The organism is Ferrimonas senticii DSM 18821, from assembly GCF_000422665.1.
In the GTDB taxonomy this organism is placed as follows: domain Bacteria; phylum Pseudomonadota; class Gammaproteobacteria; order Enterobacterales; family Shewanellaceae; genus Ferrimonas; species Ferrimonas senticii.
In genome coordinates this window covers 15121-33712 of record NZ_AUGM01000021.1, presented here as the reverse complement: position 1 = coordinate 33712, position 18592 = coordinate 15121, and the positions used below count along the sequence as shown (strand labels likewise).

Genomic DNA, 18592 nt, shown 5'->3' with positions numbered 1-18592 from the left:
GCAAATCGCAACAAAGTGACAATTGGACGCACTCGCACGCTTATGCGTAGACTCAAATGGAACGTTATTCGCAAGGAGTCGACTATGTCTGTACGCACAACCGCACTGCTGTGTGCCGCGCTCGCCGCTGTTAATGCCCACGCTGCCCTGCAATTTGGTGAACCGGTGAAGCCACAATTACTGGTAGAGGTCAGCACCGTGTTAGCCGATCCGCAAGCTTATGTCGGCAAAGAACTGACCATTGACGGCGAAGTGACGGCGGTATGCAAAAAAGCCGGTTGCTGGATGCAGATTGTCGCCGCTGATAACAGTGGCAAGTTGCGGGTTAAGGTCAAAGATGGGGTGATGGTGTTTCCGGTCAGCAGTATTGGCCAAAGCGCTCAAGTGACCGGCACCTTGCAGGGGATCCCGATGGATTTAGCGCAAACCCGCAACTACTACGCCCACATTGCCGAAGAGCAAGGCGAGGCCTTTGATCCTGCCAGCATCACCAGCGCCATCAGCCTGTATCAAATCGTCCCCAGCGGCGTCAGCATCGACGAATAAGCCGAGTAATACCGATTAGATTAATGCTGTGATCTTCTGCTGCGTAGGAGCTGACGCCAGATAATTTGTCTGATTGGTATTCGCCTCCGGCGGGAAAGGGTTTCCACCCTTTTCACCCCCAAATGCCTCCTACACGGCGAAATCCCTTCGCCCGTTGGCGCAACCGTTGCCAGATAATCACTTCCCTTAATGCTTCTGATGACGGTTGCTATGACGGCTCTAAGCCGACTTGTTGACGCCGAGTGAAACCGCAAACGTAGCGGCAGCCGAGGGCAGGATGCCCGAGAGGCCCGCGAAGGCATGGATGCCGCCTCGGGCCGATGCTGCCGCGAAGTGCGGTGAGAACGAGGGGCTTTCGTCAACCTTGAAGGCGCAGGGGATTCCAAAGGGCGTAGCCCTTGGCCGCCGGAGGCAAAGAAAAGAGAGTTAGCAGTGATTAGTTCACAGTTGTCAGTAAGTGCGCGAGCGTCGGTGGCAGTAGCGAATGACAGCGATAGCCAATGTGTCCTCACCATTCCATAGCCATTAGCCTCCGGCGGGAACGCTGGATAGGCCAGATGATTATGCAGAATGGTAAAAGCCATCAGCGATATTTATCGAGAAACGCCTGCAGCACCGCCAGGCCGCATTCGCCGGCTTGATAACGTTGCAGGCACTGGTAGATCGCAGTTTCATGGTCGGCAATCAGTTGCAGTGCTTGGCGCTGCTCAGGACTATCCACCGCCAACGCCAGTTGCTGCCGATAACGTTGTTCATAGGGTTCAACCCACGTCAGCAAGGTCTGCAGCAGCTGCGGCCATGGTTGCCGCAGCCACCGCTCGGCGTCACGAATGCCTTTTTGCTGTTGCTGCAAAACCCGCTCGGCCTCACCGGTTGCTACCGGCAACAGCGGCTGCAGTCGCGCTGCGGTTAACTGTTCCACCGCCAGCAATTGCTGCCATAACGGACGCAGCGTCGATTGTGGGTAGTGATTTAGATAATGGTTAAAGAAAGCAATGCCATACAGCTCGCCCCAATAAGCATCGGCGATGTGATCTAAAGCAGCAGAGAGGTTCATCTGAGAGCTCGCTAAATTGGTTGCGCAGAGGATAGCAATTGCCGGGTCGCGGTGCTGCCAGATAACGGCAGCGATTGCTGCAACAATAGGCAAATAACTCATTGGCGCTTGTAATTGCCATGCGAACTCTGTTGCACTATGCGTCCGATTTGCAGCAAGAGATTCCAAAAGCACTATGGCAAAACCGTCATTTCGTTCAACCATCGAAACCGCCGACAGCACCGAACAACTGGTGCAGATCTACAACTACATGGCACACGTCAAGTTCGTTAGTAAGCGGCAACAGTTTGATAGCGTTGAGGAAGGCCGTGCTGCCTGCTTTGAATTAGCCGAGCAACACGGGTTCAATCTGAAAAAGAGCTACGTTGAACATCAGCCGCTAGGTAAAACCATTAAAGCGGCCATCAAACGGCTAAAATCCTAGGGCTCCAATGGCCGCCGCGAAAACAGCGTGCCATCGCATTCAGGGCAAGCAGGGAGTTTAGTCGGGTGGAAGAAGCTCATACTGTGTTGGCAGTTTTCGCAGATAAGCTCGCCTAAACCGACGATCTCGCCAGCCTCGTAGCTGCCACGGTGTTTCAACTCATCACCAAACTCATGCCACTCCAACTGACTGCGATCGGTGATCGCCCCAAGCCAGCGCCACACCGTATTTTCTAGGCCGATGGTAAAGATGCTGTCGCCGTCCATCTCAAACTGCTCTTGGGCATGGCGGCGGGCGTAATCGGCTAAATCTCGTCGTAAAAAGCGCTCCACTAACGCCAGTTTGTCGGGGCTCAACTCTTTATTGAGCGCCAAATAGGTGCGACTTTGCTGCAGCACACTATCCAGTTCGCCTAAGGTCAGATCCGGTTCGGCGCGATAACGCTTTTCCATCTCTGCCAGTAAATACTCGTACTTACGGATCAAGCTGTCGTCAGTGTCCATCTTGGGTTCCCCTTGGGCTGTCGCAACCGCCATATTTGGTTGTTGCTTTTCCGACTCCTACTGTATTCTATGCAGATCTTTATGGGCCATTCCCTGCCCGAAATCAAAAATTCAAGTGGACCGAAACCGTGTCGATGCAAGAGCAATACAATCCCGCCCAGATCGAGCCGCAGGTGCAACAGCACTGGCGTGACAACCGCACCTTTGAAGCCAAAGAGATTGAAGGCAAAGAGAAGTTTTACTGCCTATCGATGTTCCCATACCCATCAGGTCACCTGCATATGGGGCACGTGCGTAACTACACCATCGGTGATGTGATCAGCCGTTACCAGCGTCTGCTGGGTAAAAACGTGATGCAGCCAATGGGTTGGGACGCGTTCGGTCTGCCAGCGGAAAACGCCGCCATTAAAAACAAAACCGCACCAGCGCCGTGGACTTACGACAACATCGACTACATGAAAGACCAGCTCAACATGCTGGGCTTCGGTTTCGATTGGAGCCGCGAACTGGCGACCTGTAAGCCAGATTACTACCGCTGGGAACAATGGTTCTTCACCCAGCTGTACCAGCAAGGCTTGGTTTACAAAAAGACCGCCTCAGTAAACTGGTGTGAAAACGACCAAACCGTACTGGCCAACGAACAGGTAGTGGACGGTTGCTGCTGGCGCTGTGACAGCCCAGTGGTGCAAAAAGAGATCCCACAGTGGTTCATCCGCATCACCGATTACGCCGACCAACTGTTGGCGGACATGGATCAGCTGGAAGGTTGGCCGGATATGGTGAAAACCATGCAGCGCAACTGGATTGGCCGCTCTGAAGGGGTTGAGATGACCTTCGGTGTTGATGGCTCCGACGAGACCTTCGACATCTACACCACCCGTCCAGACACCGTGATGGGCGTAACCTACGTCGGTATCGCCGCTGGCCACCCATTGGCCACCAAAGCCGCCGCAGGCAACAGCGAGCTGACCGCGTTCATCAACGAATGCAAAAACACCAAGGTAGCCGAAGCCGAGCTGGCAACCATGGAGAAAAAAGGGATGGCCACCGGTCTGTACGCCATCCATCCGCTGAGCGGCAAGCGCGTGCCGATCTTCGTCGCTAACTTCGTGTTGATGGGCTACGGCACCGGCGCGGTAATGGCGGTTCCGGCTCACGATCAGCGCGATTTCGAGTTTGCCACCAAGTACGGCCTGGAGATCACCCCGGTGATCCAGCCAACCGAAGGCGAACTGGATATCTCTGAAGCGGCCTACACCGAAAAAGGCACCCTGTTTAACTCTGGCGAGTTCGACGGTCTGGACTTCGCCGGTGCTTTCGATGCCATCGCTGCCAAACTGGAAGCTGAAGGCAAAGGTAAGAAGACCACCAACTTCCGTCTGCGCGACTGGGGCGTATCCCGTCAGCGTTACTGGGGCGCGCCAATTCCAATGGCCACTCTGGAAACCGGTGAAGAGGTGATCATCCCAGCCGACATGCTGCCAGTAGTACTGCCAGAAGATGTGGTGATGGATGGCGTAACCAGCCCAATCAAGGCCGACAAAGCGTGGGCCCAGATCAACATCAACGGCGTACCAGCACTGCGTGAAACCGACACCTTCGACACCTTTATGGAGTCTTCTTGGTACTACGCGCGCTACACCAGCCCAGGTTTTGACGGCGGCATGGTTGATCCAGCCAAAGCCAACCACTGGCTGCCAGTAGACCAGTACATCGGTGGCATCGAGCACGCCAACATGCACCTGCTGTACTTCCGCTTCTTCCACAAACTGCTGCGTGATGCCGGTCTGGTGGACAGCGACGAGCCAGCCAAGCGCCTGCTGTGTCAAGGCATGGTACTGGCCGATGCGTTCTACTACGTTGGCAGCAACGGCCAGCGGATCTGGGTATCGCCAACCGAAGTTACTCTAGAGCGTGACGGCAAAGGCAACATCATCAAGGCTACCGACGCGGAAGGTCGTGAACTGGTGCACACCGGCATGACCAAGATGTCCAAGTCCAAGAACAACGGCATCGACCCACAGCAGATGGTAGAGAAATACGGTGCTGACACCGTGCGTCTGTTCACCATGTTCGCCGCGCCACCAGAGTTGACTCTGGAGTGGCTGGAATCCGGCGTAGAGGGCGCCCATCGCTTTATCAAGCGTCTGTGGAAACTGGCTTACGAACATACTGCCAAAGGCACCGCCCCAGCGCTGGATACCGCCAACCTGACTAACGATCAGAAAGCGCTGCGTCGGGCCCTGCACCAGACCATCGCCAAGGTGAACGACGACTACGGCCGTCGCCAAACCTTCAACACCGCCATCGCCGCGGTGATGGAACTGATGAACAAGCTGGCGAAAGCGCCACAGGAAACCGACAACGACCGTGCGCTGCTGCAAGAAGCACTGGATGCGGTCGTTATCATGCTGTACCCAATCACCCCGCACACCAGCTACGTGCTGTACAACGCGCTGGGTAACACTGGCAGCATCGACGACGTTGCCTACCCTGCAGTCGACGAAGCGGCACTGGTGGAAGATGAGAAGCTGATCATCGTTCAGGTAAACGGCAAGCTACGTGCTCGTTTGACTGTCGCTGCTGACGCCGACAAAGAGGCGGTAGAGGCCTTGGCAATGGCCGATGAGAACGTGGTGAAATTTGTGGAAGGGGTAACCATCCGCAAAGTGATCTACGTGCCAGGTAAACTGCTGAACATCGTAGCCAACTAACCTAGGTTACGAGCCAACGGCGCCAATATTGGCGCCGTTGATTCGTCGCCCCTTCATTAGGCTCCGCGCCTGTACATTGCGGCTAAACCCCAGCCATCAGTGTGTAATCGCCGTGCTTAATCAATTTCAATCCAATTAGGAGCTAGGATGTCACGTCTGCTGTGCGCCCTACTGACCGCCACCATGCTGCTGAGCGGCTGCGGTTTTCGTCTGCAAGGTCACTACCAATACCCGCCAGAGCTGGCGCAAGTGCAGCTGCTTAGTAGCGATGAATACGGCGAGCTGCACCGCTTACTGCAAGACACCCTGCGACTGCATGGTATCCAAGTGGTGGCCGACGACGATAAGCCACAAATTCAACTTGGTAACGAAAGCTTAAGCCGCACCACTTTGTCGCTGTTTCCTTCCGGCCAAGTAGCAGAATATGAACTGCAATACAGCGTGCAATTCTCGGTACAACTGCCCAACCAAGAGGCGCAGCCGTTCCAAGTCAACGTCCGTCGCGACTACCTTGACGATCCTCGCACGGCACTGGCGAAAAACCGCGAATTGGAAAGCTTGAAAGAGGACATGCGCCACAACGCCGCTGATCAGATCATGCGCATTCTGGCGGCTACCGAAGTGGATCGCAGCAATCACGCCGATACTGACGGCAAACCGCAGTAACCCCGCCAGATGAAGATCTTTGCCAGTCAACTGGCACGCGCACTGGATAAACTGCCGCAACTGCTGCTGGTATTCGGCGACGATGTGCTGATCCGCGAGGAGTGCCGCGACCAAATTCGCCAGCAACTGATGCGCAAGCAAGGGGTCGAAGAGCGCCTATCACTGGTGCAAGAGTCGCCGTTTGATTGGCAAGCGCTGGCGCAGGAGTGCCAGGCGCTGTCGCTGTTTGCCAGCCGTCGTCTTATTGAGCTGGAACTGCCAAGCCTAAAGCCTGGCAGCGAGGGCGCCGCGGTGTTGGCGGAAATTGCCGAAGCCCTAAGCCAACAGCAAGACACCTTTTTGCTGCTGCATGGTCCCAAAGCTGGCCGCGAGCAAACCAACACTAAGTGGTTTAAGACGCTGGAAAAACACGGCTTGTACGTGCAAGCGTTAACCCCAGAGGGCGCCCACTACCAGCGCTGGATTGGCGATCGCGCTCGCCATCATGGTTTAAGCCTAAACCGCGATGGCCAGCAACTGCTGGCCTCGATGTTCGAAGGCAACCTGTTGGCGGCAGATCAGACCATGGCGCAGCTTAGCCTGATCAGCGATGGCCAACCGCTGACGCTTGAGCAGCTGCAGCAGCAATTGCAAGATCAAAGTCGCTACAGCGTGTTCCAACTGACCGACGCGCTGCTGGCTGGGCAATTACCACTGGCGATTAAGATGCTCAATCAGCTGCAGCTGGAAGAAAGCGCGCCGACCATGATCGCTTGGGCCATCGGCCGTGAGCTGGCGCTGCTGTGCCGCCTAACCGCCCACTTGCAAGCGGGGCAAAATCGCAACGCGGCAATGAAAGCGGAAAAGCTGTGGGAGAAGAAACAGCCGCTGTATGGCGCCGCCTTAGATCGCCTAAGTCCCGCCCAATTGACGGCGGCTCTGGCGACAGTGGGGGCACTGGAACAGGCGATTAAGCTGGCCGGTTGCAGCGATGCCGAACAGTGGCTAGCACTGAGCGACCTGTGCGCCCGCTTCGATGGCCGTTATCAACCGCTGCTGGCGTAACCATGACCATCACTCATCTGGGGCTGCTGGGCGGCACCTTCGATCCCATCCACCAAGCGCACCTCGAGTGCGCTTTGGCGGTGCAGCAGGCGCTTAAGCTGGATCGCGTCGACCTGCTACCCAATGCCGTGCCACCGCACAAAGCCAGCCCAGGCGTCAGCGCCGCGCAGCGCTTGGCGATGGTCAAATTGGCGATTGCCGACTACCCGCAGTTGGGCGTGGACGACCGCGAACTGGCGCGCTCCGGTCACTCCTACAGCGTCGATACCCTAGCGCAGCTTAAAGCCGAGCAACCAGATACCCGGCTGTACTTTATTGCGGGCATGGACTCACTGCTGAGCTTTCATCACTGGCACCAATGGCAACGTATTTTGCAACTGTGCCATCTGGTGATCTGCTACCGCCCCGGTTACCCGCTGCCGCAGCAACCGCAAACTCAGGGGGCGACCATGGCGCTGTTAAGCCAGCATCAAGTGGCGGATGTGGCGGCGCTAAGACAGCGCGATAGTGGCGGCATTTTGCTGCTGGAGGGGCCACAACTGGATATCGCCTCCAGCGATATCCGCCGTCAGCTCAGCGGCGTCGAGCCGGTTAACCTCGGCCTGCCAGCGGCGGTGCTGACCTACATTCATCAACAGCGGCTTTATCGCTGAGGCGAAATCGCTATAATTCGCCGCCTTATACCAATGCGATTGGGTAAGTCATCACCAACTTAAACATTGGTAGTAACACTTTTTACTGAGGAAAACTCTAGTGCAAGCAACTGAATTAAAAGACTTTGTAGTTGATAAGATTGACGATCTTAAAGCACGCGATATCGTAGTGCTGGACGTGAGCGACCGCTCAGACGTAACCGATTTTATGGTGGTCTGTACCGGTACTTCAAAAACTCACGTACGTTCTATCGCTGAATACGTGGCGCTGGAAGCTAAGCGTGCCGATTGGGCACCGCTGGGCGTTGAAGGCACCAACGAAGGCGAATGGGCGCTGGTGGATCTGTCTTCTGTGATCGTTCACGTAATGCAGGAATCTACCCGCGATCTGTACCAGCTGGAAAAACTGTGGGGCGCTAAGCCTCAGTAACAGACTGACATGAAGCTAAAACTGATCGCCGTCGGCACCAAAATGCCAAAATGGGTTACCGAGGGCTTTTTAGAATACCAGCGCCGCTTCCCGCGGGATCTTGGCCTAGAGCTTATCGAGATCCCCGCCGGCAAGCGCGGCAAAAATGCCGACATCCCACGCATTCTCGATAAAGAGGGCGAAGCGATGTTAGCGGCGGCGCAAGGGTGTCATATCGTCACGTTGGATATCCCAGGTAAGCCTTGGGACACTCCGCAATTGGCCCAGCAGCTGACCCGTTGGCAGCTGGATGGCCGCGATGTGGCGATCATGATTGGCGGTCCAGAAGGACTGGCGCCAATGGTAAAACAAGCGGCGGAGCAAAGCTGGTCACTGTCTAATTTGACCCTGCCTCACCCGCTGGTGCGGATTGTGATGGCGGAAAGCCTCTACCGCGCTTGGAGCATCAACAACAATCACCCTTATCATCGCGAATGAAACGCTATAAACAGCGCACTGCGATCCGCGATCACGCCGCGGAATCCGCTCTTTTCAGCCGTCGTGCCATCGTCGCCTTCGGCTTTGTGGTTGCGCTGTTTATGGTGCTGCTGGTCAATATGTACAAGTTGCAGATTGTTCAGTACGACACCTACGAAACTCGCGCCGATGATAACCGCATCCGGTTGATCCCAACCGCGCCCAACCGTGGTCTGATCTACGATCGCCACGGCACCTTGCTGGCAGATAACCAGCCGGTATTCAGCTTGGATGTGATCCCCGAGCGGGTCGACGATATGGACGCCCAGCTGGCCGATATCCAAACGGTATTGCCGCTGTCTGCCGAAGACATCGACGACTTTAAGCAACGCCTGCGTGGCCACCGTCGCTTTAAACCACTGGCGCTGATGAATCAGCTCAGTGAAGAGCAAGTGGCGACCTTTGCGGTCAACAGTCACCGTTTCCCGGGCTTTCAAGTCGATGGCGGTCTGAAGCGCAACTACCCCTACAGCGCCAGCTTAACTCACCTAATGGGCTACACCGCCCGCATCAATAACCGCGATCTGCAGCGGATTGAAGAGCGCGGTGAAGACGCCCGTTACGCCGCCAGCCGCACCATTGGCAAGCAAGGGATCGAGCGCTATTACGAAGGCGCGTTGCATGGCGAGCCCGGCATGCGCGAGGTCGAGGTTAACAACCGCGGCCGTATCGTTCGTACCATCAACGCCAAAGATCCAATCGCCGGCCAAGACTTGTTCCTGTCGCTGGATCTTAATCTGCAACTGAAAGCGGAAGAGTTATTGGCAGGACGTCGCGGCGCCGTGGTCGCGATGGATCCGCGCGATGGTGGCATTTTGGCGATGGTCTCCAGCCCCAGCTACGATCCCAACCTGTTCGTTAACGGCATCAGCAGCAAAGATTACGCCGCCTTGAACAACAAAGACCGGCCGCTGATCAACCGCGCCACCCAAGGCCAATACGCCCCCGCCTCCACCGTCAAACCACACTTGGCCTTGCTGGGTTTGGAAAAAGGGGTGGTGACCGAGAAAACCAAAGTGTGGGATCCAGGTTGGTGGCAGATCCCTGGGGTAGAGCGCAAATACCGCGACTGGAAACGCTGGGGCCATGGCTGGGTCGATCTGGACAAAGCGATCGCCTCCTCCTGCGATATCTATTTCTATGAGCTGGCCTACAACACCGGCATCAACGACATCAGCGACTTTATGGGGCGCTTTGGTTTTGGTGCCAGTACCGGCATTGATCTGTACGAGGAGTCGTCGGGCAACCTGCCGACTCGCGAATGGAAAAAGCGCAAGTACAAAGAGCCATGGTACATCGGCGATACCATCTCGGTCGGCATTGGCCAAGGCTACTGGACCGCGACGCCACTGCAGCTGGCGAACTCCACCGCGATTCTGGCCAACAGCGGCCGCCGCGTGGTGCCGCACTTCCTGCAAGGAGTCAGCATCGAAGGCGAACGCCTGCCGGTGCCGTATCCCGAGCAAGAACCGATGGTGTTGAACAACGCCAACGCTTGGCACAGTGTGCAACGAGCAATGTATCTGACCGCTCATAAGCCCGGCGGCAGTGGTTACAACCAGTTCAACGACGCCCCCTACAAGTCGGCGGTCAAAACCGGTACCGGTCAGGTATTTGGCCTAGCCGAAGACGCCGAATACGACGAAGACAACGTCGCCGAACACCTACGCGATAACGCCCTGTTTGTCGGCTATGCACCGTTCGACGATCCGCAAATCGTGTTGGCGATTGTGTTAGAAAACGCCGGCTGGGGTGGCGCCAATGCCGGCCCCGTCGCCCGCGCCCTGTTTGATGAATACCTGATCCCGAAGGAGCCTACGCCATGAGTCAGGCCGGCAATAAAGCCCCTAATATCTGGACCCGCCTGCACATCGACTTGCCGCTGCTCTGCGGCCTGCTGGTGCTGATGGGGTATGGCCTTATGGTGCTGTACAGCGCCAGTGGCGAAAGCCTCGCAATGCTGGAGCGGCAACTGGTGCGGATCGGCTTGGGCCTATTCGTGCTGTTCGTACTAGCCCAGTTTCCTCCCGATTTCTGGCGCCGCTGGGCGCTGCCGATCTTTATCGTCGGCACCCTACTGTTAGTCGCGGTGGATCTGTTCGGGGTGATCAACAAAGGCGCGCGCCGCTGGCTCAACCTCGGCTTTATGGAGTTCCAGCCGTCGGAGATCATGAAGCTGGCGTTTCCAATCATGATGGCGTGGTACATCAGTCAATTCCCACTGCCGCCGAAGAAACGTCATCTGCTCGGCGGCGCCGCGATTTTGCTGATCCCGACCCTACTTATCGCCTCTCAGCCCGATCTCGGCACCTCGATTCTGGTGGCCGCGTCTGGAGTGTTCGTGCTGTTTCTCTCCGGCATGAGCTGGGCGGTGATCGGCAGCTGCTTTGTGGCGCTGATGGGGTTTCTGCCGATCCTGTGGTTTTACTTGATGAAGGATTACCAGCGCACTCGGGTGGAAACCCTACTGGATCCAGAAAAAGATCCGCTCGGCGCTGGCTATCACATCATCCAGTCCAAGATCGCCATTGGCTCCGGTGGCATAGAAGGCAAAGGCTGGCTGCACGGCACCCAGTCGCAGCTCGACTTCCTGCCAGAGCGCCACACCGACTTTATCTTCGCGGTATTGGGTGAAGAGTTTGGTTTTCTTGGGGTGATCCTGCTGCTGCTGATGTACCTGTACATCATCGGCCGCGGCTTGGTGATTGCCGCCAACGCCCAAACCCCGTTTGCGCGACTGCTGGCCGGTTCCATCACCCTGACCTTCTTCGTCTATCTGTTTGTGAACATCGGCATGGTCTCCGGTCTGCTGCCAGTGGTGGGCGTGCCGTTGCCACTGGTGTCCTACGGCGGCACATCAATGCTGACATTGATGGCCGGCTTTGGCATCCTGATGGCCATTCAAACCCATCGACGGTTTATCTCGCGCTAGTCGCGAGAACCAACAAAGAACAACCACGCCAATGCCCTCCATCGAGGGCGTTGGCAGCAACAGTTAAGGACATCATGAGCAGGATTACTCAGACCCTGGCAGCATTGACGCTGCTGGCCAGCGGCGCAGTTTGCGCCGCCAACACCGCGCCGACCAGTGCCGAGATGAGCGCTGAGCTAGAGCAATTCCGGCAAACGTGGCAGAGCAAAGGGGTCAGCACTGAGGTGCTGGATAACGCTCTTGCTCAGGCCGAACGCCAACAAGGGATCATCGACGCCATCACCCGCCCATGGGAAGCCAAGCCGTGGTATCAGTACCGCACCATCTTCCACACTGAAGCACGCCTGCAAGCCGGCCTTGAGTTCTGGCAGCAGAACGAACAAGCGCTGAATGACGCCTACGCCGAATTTGGCGTAGAGCCGGAAATCGTGGTCGCTATCATCGGCGTCGAAACCCTGTATGGCCGTCATCTGGGCAAGCACAAGGTATTGGATGCACTCTACACCTTGGGTTTCCACTACCCACCACGACAGACATTCTTTCGCAAAGAACTGGGCCACTTCCTGCAATTGGCCAGTGAGCAGGGTTGGCCGCTGGATCAGCCACTGGGCTCCTACGCTGGTGCCATGGGCTTAGGCCAGTTTATCCCCTCCAGCTACCAAGCCTATGCGGTCGATTTTGATGGCGACGGCAAACGCGATCTGATCAACAACCGCCGTGACGCCATCGGTTCGGTGGCCAACTACTTTGCTCGCCATAACTGGCAAAAAGGCCAACCGGTAGAGCAAACCGTTAGCGTCAGCGATGCCGCCGCGGTCGAAAGCCTGCTGTGGAATGGCAAGAAGCTGTCCCACAGCGCCAGCGCGCTACAGCAAGCAGGGATTGCCATCAATGGCGATGAAGGCGCGGCGCTGGGGCTGTTGAAACTCGACAGCGCTGCGGATGCAGTGCAATACCATCTGGTCTATCCCAACTTTTACAGCATTACCCGCTACAACCACAGCCCGCTGTACGCTATGGCGGTGTGGCAATTTAGCCAACAACTGAAACAGGCCAAACGTTCGTGAGTAAACGCCTCTCTGCGCTGTTGTTACTGATCCTTGGGGGCTGCGCCAGCGGCCCTGAAGATCGCTATGACATCGACCAAGACCACGCCCCAGAATCCGCCCCAACGTTGTCCCATTTGGAACAACCGCAGCCGCGCTATGAACCGAAAAGTCGCGGTGGCAACAAATCCAGCTACGTGGTGCGGGGCATCGAATATCAAGTGCTGCCATCGGCAGCAGGCTTTGATAAAACCGGCACCGCCTCGTGGTACGGGCAAAAGTTTCATGGCCACTTAACCTCCAACGGCGAAAGCTATGACATGTACGGTTTCAGCGCCGCGCACAAATCGTTGCCGCTGCCGACTTACGTGAAAGTGACCAATCAGGCCAACCAGCGAAGCATCGTGGTTCGCGTCAACGACCGTGGTCCATTCCACGGCGACCGCGAGATTGATCTCTCCTACGCCGCCGCAGCGGCGCTGGATATGCTTAAAACCGGCACCGCCATCGTACGAGTTCAGGCCTACCATTTTGCCGACCAGCACAGCCAAGGGGTGTTAGCCGGCGAACCATTGGTCAACGCCAGTGGCACCGAGTTGGAAATTGGCGCACTGACACCACCGGTAGAGCAACTGCAGCCACAGCAAGCGCTGGTAACCATTCCTGCCAGCGCTGCTGAAAATCACTTTATCCAGGTGGTTGCCAGCGGCAATCAGGTCACCATCGGGGAACTAAAGCAGCGACTTTCTGCCGAATACTCAGTACCTTCGCGGGTGACTCAAGATAACAGCTTGTATAAACTGCAGCTTGGGCCGTTCGCCACCATGGCGCGCACCGAAGATCTGCTCAAACAGCTGCGTGCCGCAGGCTACAACGGCGCTTTTAAGCTGATTGAACCGGCCATTACCAATTAATTTTTGGGTCGTCGAAGCTGCGACGACCACTGACCAAAAGCGAAAAAAACAACCGACATGAGATTGCTCAAACACACCTTGCTCTGCGCCTCAATGATGTTCAGTGCCGCCGCTGCGGCCGCTCCAGTAGTGGTGCCTAACGCCCCTGCGGTTGCCGCCGAAGCCTACGTACTGATGGACTACAACACTGGTAAAGTGCTGGTCGAGTCCAACATGCACCTGCAACGCGCACCAGCCAGTCTGACCAAAATCATGACCTCCTACGTACTGGGGCAAGAGCTAAAATCCGGCCGCGTTAGCCTAGATGATGAGATCACTGTCTCGGTTAATGCTTGGGCGCAGAACCGTAAACTCAAAGGCTCATCGCTGATGTGGCTGAAAGAGGGCGACACCGTCACTCTGGATAAGCTCTATCAAGGTATGGTGGTGGCTTCCGGTAACGATGCCACCGTGGCGATCTCGGAACACATCGCCGGCAGCGTCGATGGCTTTGCCCATCTGATGAACACCTGGGCCGCCGAGCTGAAGATGAACGATTCGATCTTCGAAAACCCACACGGTCTGGACGCCAACAATCAGCAATCCAGTGCTTACGATATGGCGATTCTGACCCAAGCGCTGATCCGCGATCTGCCTGAGTACTACGCACTGCACTCGCAAAAATCGTTCACCTACAACAACATCACCACCGATAACCGCAACGGCTTGCTATGGGATCGCTCCATCAACGTCGATGGCGTTAAAACCGGTTACACCAACGACGCCGGTTACTCACTGGTGTCATCGGCAACCCGTGACGATATGCGTCTGATCGCGGTAGTGATGGGCGTTAAAGGTCGTAACGGCAACGAAGGCGCCAACAACCGCCAAGCGGAGAGCAAAAAGCTGCTGAACTACGGCTTCCGCTTCTTCGAAACCGTGACCCCATACAAAGCGGGCGATACCTTCGTAACCCAGCCAATCTGGTACGGCGATAAGCCGGAAGTGAAGTTGGGCGTGCTGGCTGATACCCCAATCACCCTGTACCGTGGCCAAGCCGCCAACATGCAGGCGGAGTTTGAACTGAACGACGAGCTGCAAGCACCGCTGTCCCGTGGCGCCCAAGTGGGTACCCTGTACTTCCGCTTGGACGGACAGGATATCGCTAGCTACCCACTGATGGTTCTGGAAGACGTGCAAGAAGGCAGCTGGTTCTCCAAGCTGATGGACTACTTCAAACTGCTGTTCAAATCGATTTTCGGTTAGAGCCAGAAAAGAGCAGTTGATGGTTATCAGTTGTTAGTTATCAGTAAGAGCGCCGCGTTGGCGCTCTTTTTTTAGGCGGGATTCTTGCCCACCGCCAAGGTTGACGAAAGCCACTCGTTCTCACCGCAATAGGTAGCCGCGAACGTGTTCGCGGGATTGTTGATTGGCAGGTCGGTGTTTCGACTTGTTATAGCACCGCAGTACTTCGTAGCCTTTGCCTCCGGCGGCCAAGGGCTGTGCCCTTTGGATTCCCCTTAGCCTCCAAGGTTGACGAGAGCCTCTCGGGCATCCTGCCCTCGGCTGTCGCCGTGTTGGAGGCTTTCGGGTGTGCAGAGGGCGCAGCCCTTGCCCGCCGGAGGCTAATAGCTATGGAATTGTGGTGTTAATTAGCTATCACTAATGGGCTTTGGCTCTGTTCTTACTAACGACTGCGAACTAATTGCTACCAACTCGCTTTTATCTTCGCCTCCGGCGACCAAGAAATGCTGCGAACTGAGAGAGCCAACCATCTAGATCCCACAAACTTATTCGCGACTACGAATTAGACTGTGCCCCTTGATTTATCCCCGCCCCACCCTAATATCTGCGCCAAGATTAGATTGACGAAGTACTATCGGAGCCTCTCATGCAAACTAAGTTTGATGAACTGCTGGAATTTCCATGCGCTTTCCCATTTAAAGTGCTGGGCCTAAAAAGCGACACCCTAGCGGAACGCGTGGTTGCGGTGCTGCAGCAGCACTGTCCAGGTGACTACATCCCAACCATCAAGCCATCCGCCAAGGGCACCTACATTTCGGTCGGCGTAAACTGCACCGTGCACAGCAAAGAGCAGATCGAAACCCTGTACACCGAACTGGCTAAGCTGGAAGGCGTAAAAGGCGTACTGTAAGCCTTTACTAGGGCGTGTTGACGTTTGGTGTTCGGAATTTGGTCGAGGATAGCGGCTGTCAATCGAGGATTGCGATTGAAGGCATAGTGGCTCTACGTCGAAATCGTCTGACGAAGAGTGACAGCTGCTAGTCCGACCCGGCAAGGCGCCCCTCAGTGACCACGGAACAGCAAAACAAACCGACCAAGTTCAATTTGCTTTCACAAGTAGCCAATGATGGGCGCAAAAATATACGGCAAAGGTCAACACGCCCTAATATATTCTGCTGCCGATTATCGCAATCGGCAGCAGCCCCCCGCTGGTCAGCGTGGTCTAAGCTGACAACCCCAGCCTCCAAGGTTACAATCGAGCCACCCCGCAGTAAGCATGGAAGGCTTAACCGTTGCGAACCGATACCCCGATTGCTGAGGCCTCAAGCGAAACTCCGCCGCCAAGCAATAGCGTCACACCGAGCCCACCTAGCTCGACTCCCCTTGCCGTTAATCAGCGGCTGATAGTCCGCCGTCTTGGCATCCAAGACTACCTGCCGATCTGGCAGGCGATGCAACGCTTTACCGATAACCGCGATAACGACAGCGTCGATGAACTGTGGCTGGTGCAGCACCCGCCGGTGTTTACCCAAGGGCAAGCGGGCAAAGCCGAACATCTGCTCAATACCGGCGACATTCCGGTGATCCCCGTCGATCGCGGCGGCCAAGTTACCTACCACGGTCCCGGCCAACTGGTGGCCTACCCGCTGCTGGATATCGCCCGGCGTAAGCTCGGCGTACGCCAATTGGTTACCGACATCGAACAGACCATCGTCACCTTACTTAGCCAGCATGGCATTGATTCAGCACCGCGCTGCGACGCCCCCGGTGTGTATGTTGATGACGCCAAGATCTGCTCGCTGGGATTACGCATTCGCAAAGGGCGGTCATTTCATGGTTTGGCACTGAATGTCGATATGGATATGCAGCCGTTTTTGCGGATCAATCCCTGCGGTTACGCCGGTATGGCGATGACCCAGTTGCAGCAGCTCGGCGGCCCCACCGACATTGAACTTTTGGGGCAACAATTAATGGATATCTTTGTTGAGCGCCTTGGCTATCAGCAAGTGCAAGTAGTAGAAGGATTAGCCGATGTCTGAACAGCCGGTAAAGTTGCAAGCTGGGGTTAAACTGCGTGATGCCGACAAGGTGGCGCGGATCCCAATTAAAGTTGAACCGAGCAATCGTGACGAGATGCTGCGCAAGCCCGATTGGCTGCGGATCAAACTGCCCCCCACCAGCGAACGCATTGACGAGGTCAAACACGCGATGCGCAAACATGGCCTGCACAGCGTCTGTGAAGAGGCCAGCTGCCCCAACCTCAGTGAATGTTTCCACCACGGCACCGCTACTTTTATGATTTTGGGGGCGATCTGCACCCGCCGCTGCCCATTCTGCGATGTCGCCCACGGTCGTCCGCTAAAACCAGACGCCGAAGAGCCGGTCAAGCTGGCCCGCACCATCCGCGACATGAAACTGAAGTATGTGGTGCTGACCTCGGTCGACCGTGACGATCTGCGTGACGGCGGCGCCCAGCACTTTGCCGATTGCATCCGCGAAATCCGTGCCCTTAACCCGCACATCAAGATCGAAACCTTGGTGCCAGATTTTCGTGGCCGCATCGACAAGGCACTGGATATCTTAAGCACCTGCCCGCCGGATGTGTTTAACCACAACCTTGAAACCGCGCCACGGCTATACCGCCAAGCGCGCCCGGGCGCCAGCTACCAGTGGAGCTTAGAGCTGCTGCAAAAGTTCAAGCAGCGCCACCCAGAGGTGCCAACTAAATCCGGCCTGATGGTCGGCCTTGGCGAAACCGACGACGAGCTCAAACAGGTGCTGCAAGATCTGCGTGAGCACGACGTTAATATGCTCACGCTTGGCCAATATCTACAGCCGAGCCGTCACCACCTGCCGGTAAAACGCTATATGTCACCGGCGGAGTTTGATCAGTTCAAACACTACGCCGAAGCGATCGGCTTTAGTCACGCCGCCTGCGGTCCGCTGGTGCGTTCCAGCTATCACGCCGATCTGCAAGCGCAAGGCAAAGAAGTTAAGTAACCTGAACGACATCCGCTTAAAAGCAAACAACCCGCCAAATGGCGGGTTGTTTATTTACAGCGACTTCGACATCAGCACCGCGTCTTCGCGACCATCCCCTTTGATGGCCGGGTAATAGCCTTTACGGATCGCATCTTGGTTAAAGCCACAGCGCTGATACAGCGCGATGGCGGGCGCATTGCCAGCTCGCACCTCTAAGAAACAGATCGCCAGATCGCGAGCCTTCGCTTGTTCCAGCGCGTGCTGTAACAGCCGTTGCCCTAAGCCTTTACCCTGCTGCTGCGGATGGATGCAGATATTGACCAAGGTGGCCTCATCCAGCACCTGCTGGAACAGATAGAAGCCTGCGGCTTTACCATCGACCAATAACAATTCGCCCCAGTAGTTGCCCATCAGACAGCTGTATAGGTTGGACTCACTCCATGGCAGTGGGTGACACGCCTGTTCCAATGCCCAAAAGCGGTCAAAGCGCTGCGGGCTCGCGGCGACAAAAGTTAGATCCATTGTTGTAATCTCTGCCACAGCTTGCGCTTGGCGGCGGGGTCGCTTAGCTCACTCAGTGAGGCACTGAATAGGTGGGTAGCACGGGAGGGCATATCGTGCTTAAGCTGCCAATAACGCTTGGCTTTCACTTGCTCAGGAGCGCTTGCCAGCACACACTGCTGCGGCGACAGTCCAAGCAACTGCAACACATCGGCGATCAGCGGGTGCGCCAACTCCGCTTCGGTAACATTGATAAGGCACAGCTCAGCCGGCGCCGCAGGGATCTGATAAGCGGTGATCCCCATCTGCTGTAATACCGCCAGTTGGCGTTGGGATAAGGTAGTCATGGCGGCGAAGATAGCACGGAACGGCCATCGCAGCGACGCCAAACCTTACCGCTAACATCAGCGCTCGCTGTGTTCAAACCACAAGCACAGCAA

General features: G+C 56.3%; 20 protein-coding genes. 16 read left to right on the top strand and 4 right to left on the bottom strand.

All coding sequences use genetic code 11. The features are described from left to right. Nucleotides 1-84: 84 nt before the first annotated feature. Nucleotides 85-546 (top strand): DUF4920 domain-containing protein, encoded by a 462-nt coding sequence (locus G506_RS0111700; protein WP_028117029.1) that lies wholly within the window; start codon nt 85-87, stop codon nt 544-546. 583 nt (nt 547-1129) lie between these two features. Here the strand turns inward: G506_RS0111700 and G506_RS0111690 are convergent. Beyond that, nucleotides 1130-1603, bottom strand: coding sequence for a hypothetical protein (locus G506_RS0111690; protein ID WP_028117027.1), 474 nt, complete (start codon nt 1601-1603; stop codon nt 1130-1132). Nucleotides 1604-1778: 175 nt separating this feature from the next. Between G506_RS0111690 and G506_RS0111685 the strand changes: the two genes are divergently transcribed. Beyond that, entirely contained in the window at nt 1779-2027 is a 249-nt protein-coding gene (locus G506_RS0111685) for a hypothetical protein (RefSeq protein WP_028117026.1), read from the top strand. Here G506_RS0111685 and G506_RS0111680 read toward each other — a convergent pair. Further along, nucleotides 2024-2530, bottom strand: a complete 507-nt coding sequence (locus tag G506_RS0111680) for a zinc ribbon-containing protein (RefSeq protein ID WP_028117025.1) — start codon at nt 2528-2530, stop codon at nt 2024-2026. The genes G506_RS0111685 and G506_RS0111680 overlap by 4 nt on opposite strands. Before the next feature lie 134 nt (nt 2531-2664). Here G506_RS0111680 and leuS point away from each other — a divergent pair, with 134 nt between their 5' ends. The 14 genes from leuS to lipA all read left to right on the top strand — a co-directional run bounded on the left by leuS (nt 2665) and on the right by lipA (nt 17669). Then, entirely contained in the window at nt 2665-5244 is a 2580-nt protein-coding gene (gene leuS, locus G506_RS0111675) for a leucine--tRNA ligase (protein ID WP_028117024.1), read from the top strand. A gap of 147 nt (nt 5245-5391) precedes the next feature. Next, entirely contained in the window at nt 5392-5910 is a 519-nt protein-coding gene (locus G506_RS0111670; RefSeq protein WP_028117023.1) for an LPS-assembly lipoprotein LptE, read from the top strand. Nucleotides 5911-5919: 9 nt separating this feature from the next. Then, the gene (gene holA, locus G506_RS0111665) at nt 5920-6954 is read left to right on the top strand and encodes a DNA polymerase III subunit delta (protein ID WP_028117022.1); all 1035 of its coding nucleotides are present in this window, start codon (nt 5920-5922) and stop codon (nt 6952-6954) included. 2 nt (nt 6955-6956) lie between these two features. Further along, nucleotides 6957-7607, top strand: a complete 651-nt coding sequence (gene nadD, locus G506_RS0111660) for a nicotinate-nucleotide adenylyltransferase (RefSeq protein WP_028117021.1) — start codon at nt 6957-6959, stop codon at nt 7605-7607. 100 nt (nt 7608-7707) lie between these two features. Further along, nucleotides 7708-8037, top strand: coding sequence for a ribosome silencing factor (gene rsfS, locus G506_RS0111655; RefSeq protein WP_028117020.1), 330 nt, complete (start codon nt 7708-7710; stop codon nt 8035-8037). A gap of 9 nt (nt 8038-8046) precedes the next feature. Next, nucleotides 8047-8514, top strand: coding sequence for a 23S rRNA (pseudouridine(1915)-N(3))-methyltransferase RlmH (gene rlmH, locus G506_RS0111650; RefSeq protein ID WP_028117019.1), 468 nt, complete (start codon nt 8047-8049; stop codon nt 8512-8514). After that, nucleotides 8511-10379 carry a penicillin-binding protein 2 gene (gene mrdA, locus G506_RS0111645; protein WP_035387290.1) on the top strand — a complete coding sequence of 623 codons (1869 nt, stop codon included), beginning with the start codon at nt 8511-8513 and terminating at the stop codon, nt 10377-10379. The genes rlmH and mrdA overlap by 4 nt, the downstream gene beginning before the upstream one ends. Further along, nucleotides 10376-11485, top strand: a complete 1110-nt coding sequence (gene rodA, locus G506_RS0111640) for a rod shape-determining protein RodA (RefSeq protein WP_028117017.1) — start codon at nt 10376-10378, stop codon at nt 11483-11485. The genes mrdA and rodA overlap by 4 nt, the downstream gene beginning before the upstream one ends. Before the next feature lie 74 nt (nt 11486-11559). Beyond that, nucleotides 11560-12552, top strand: coding sequence for a lytic murein transglycosylase B (gene mltB, locus G506_RS0111635; protein ID WP_028117016.1), 993 nt, complete (start codon nt 11560-11562; stop codon nt 12550-12552). Next, complete coding sequence (locus tag G506_RS0111630; RefSeq protein WP_028117015.1) at nt 12549-13445, top strand: septal ring lytic transglycosylase RlpA family protein; 897 nt, start codon at nt 12549-12551, stop codon at nt 13443-13445. The genes mltB and G506_RS0111630 overlap by 4 nt, the downstream gene beginning before the upstream one ends. A 57-nt stretch (nt 13446-13502) precedes the next feature. After that, complete coding sequence (locus tag G506_RS0111625; RefSeq protein WP_028117014.1) at nt 13503-14690, top strand: D-alanyl-D-alanine carboxypeptidase family protein; 1188 nt, start codon at nt 13503-13505, stop codon at nt 14688-14690. A 625-nt stretch (nt 14691-15315) separates the two neighbouring features. Further along, on the top strand, nt 15316-15579 hold the full coding sequence (gene ybeD, locus G506_RS0111620) for a DUF493 family protein YbeD (protein WP_028117013.1): 264 nt from the start codon (nt 15316-15318) through the stop codon (nt 15577-15579). Nucleotides 15580-16069: 490 nt separating this feature from the next. Continuing rightward, entirely contained in the window at nt 16070-16708 is a 639-nt protein-coding gene (gene lipB / locus G506_RS0111615; protein WP_028117012.1) for a lipoyl(octanoyl) transferase LipB, read from the top strand. Beyond that, a complete protein-coding gene (gene lipA, locus G506_RS0111610) occupies nt 16701-17669 on the top strand; it encodes a lipoyl synthase (RefSeq protein ID WP_028117011.1) in 969 nt (322 codons plus the stop codon). The genes lipB and lipA overlap by 8 nt, the downstream gene beginning before the upstream one ends. Before the next feature lie 54 nt (nt 17670-17723). On the opposite strand, the gene rimI is transcribed toward lipA, so the two are convergent. Continuing rightward, nucleotides 17724-18173, bottom strand: a complete 450-nt coding sequence (rimI, locus tag G506_RS0111605; protein WP_028117010.1) for a ribosomal protein S18-alanine N-acetyltransferase — start codon at nt 18171-18173, stop codon at nt 17724-17726. After that, nucleotides 18164-18499 carry a DNA polymerase III subunit psi gene (locus G506_RS0111600; protein ID WP_028117009.1) on the bottom strand — a complete coding sequence of 112 codons (336 nt, stop codon included), beginning with the start codon at nt 18497-18499 and terminating at the stop codon, nt 18164-18166. The genes rimI and G506_RS0111600 overlap by 10 nt, the downstream gene beginning before the upstream one ends. Between the last annotated feature and the right edge of the window lie 93 nt (nt 18500-18592).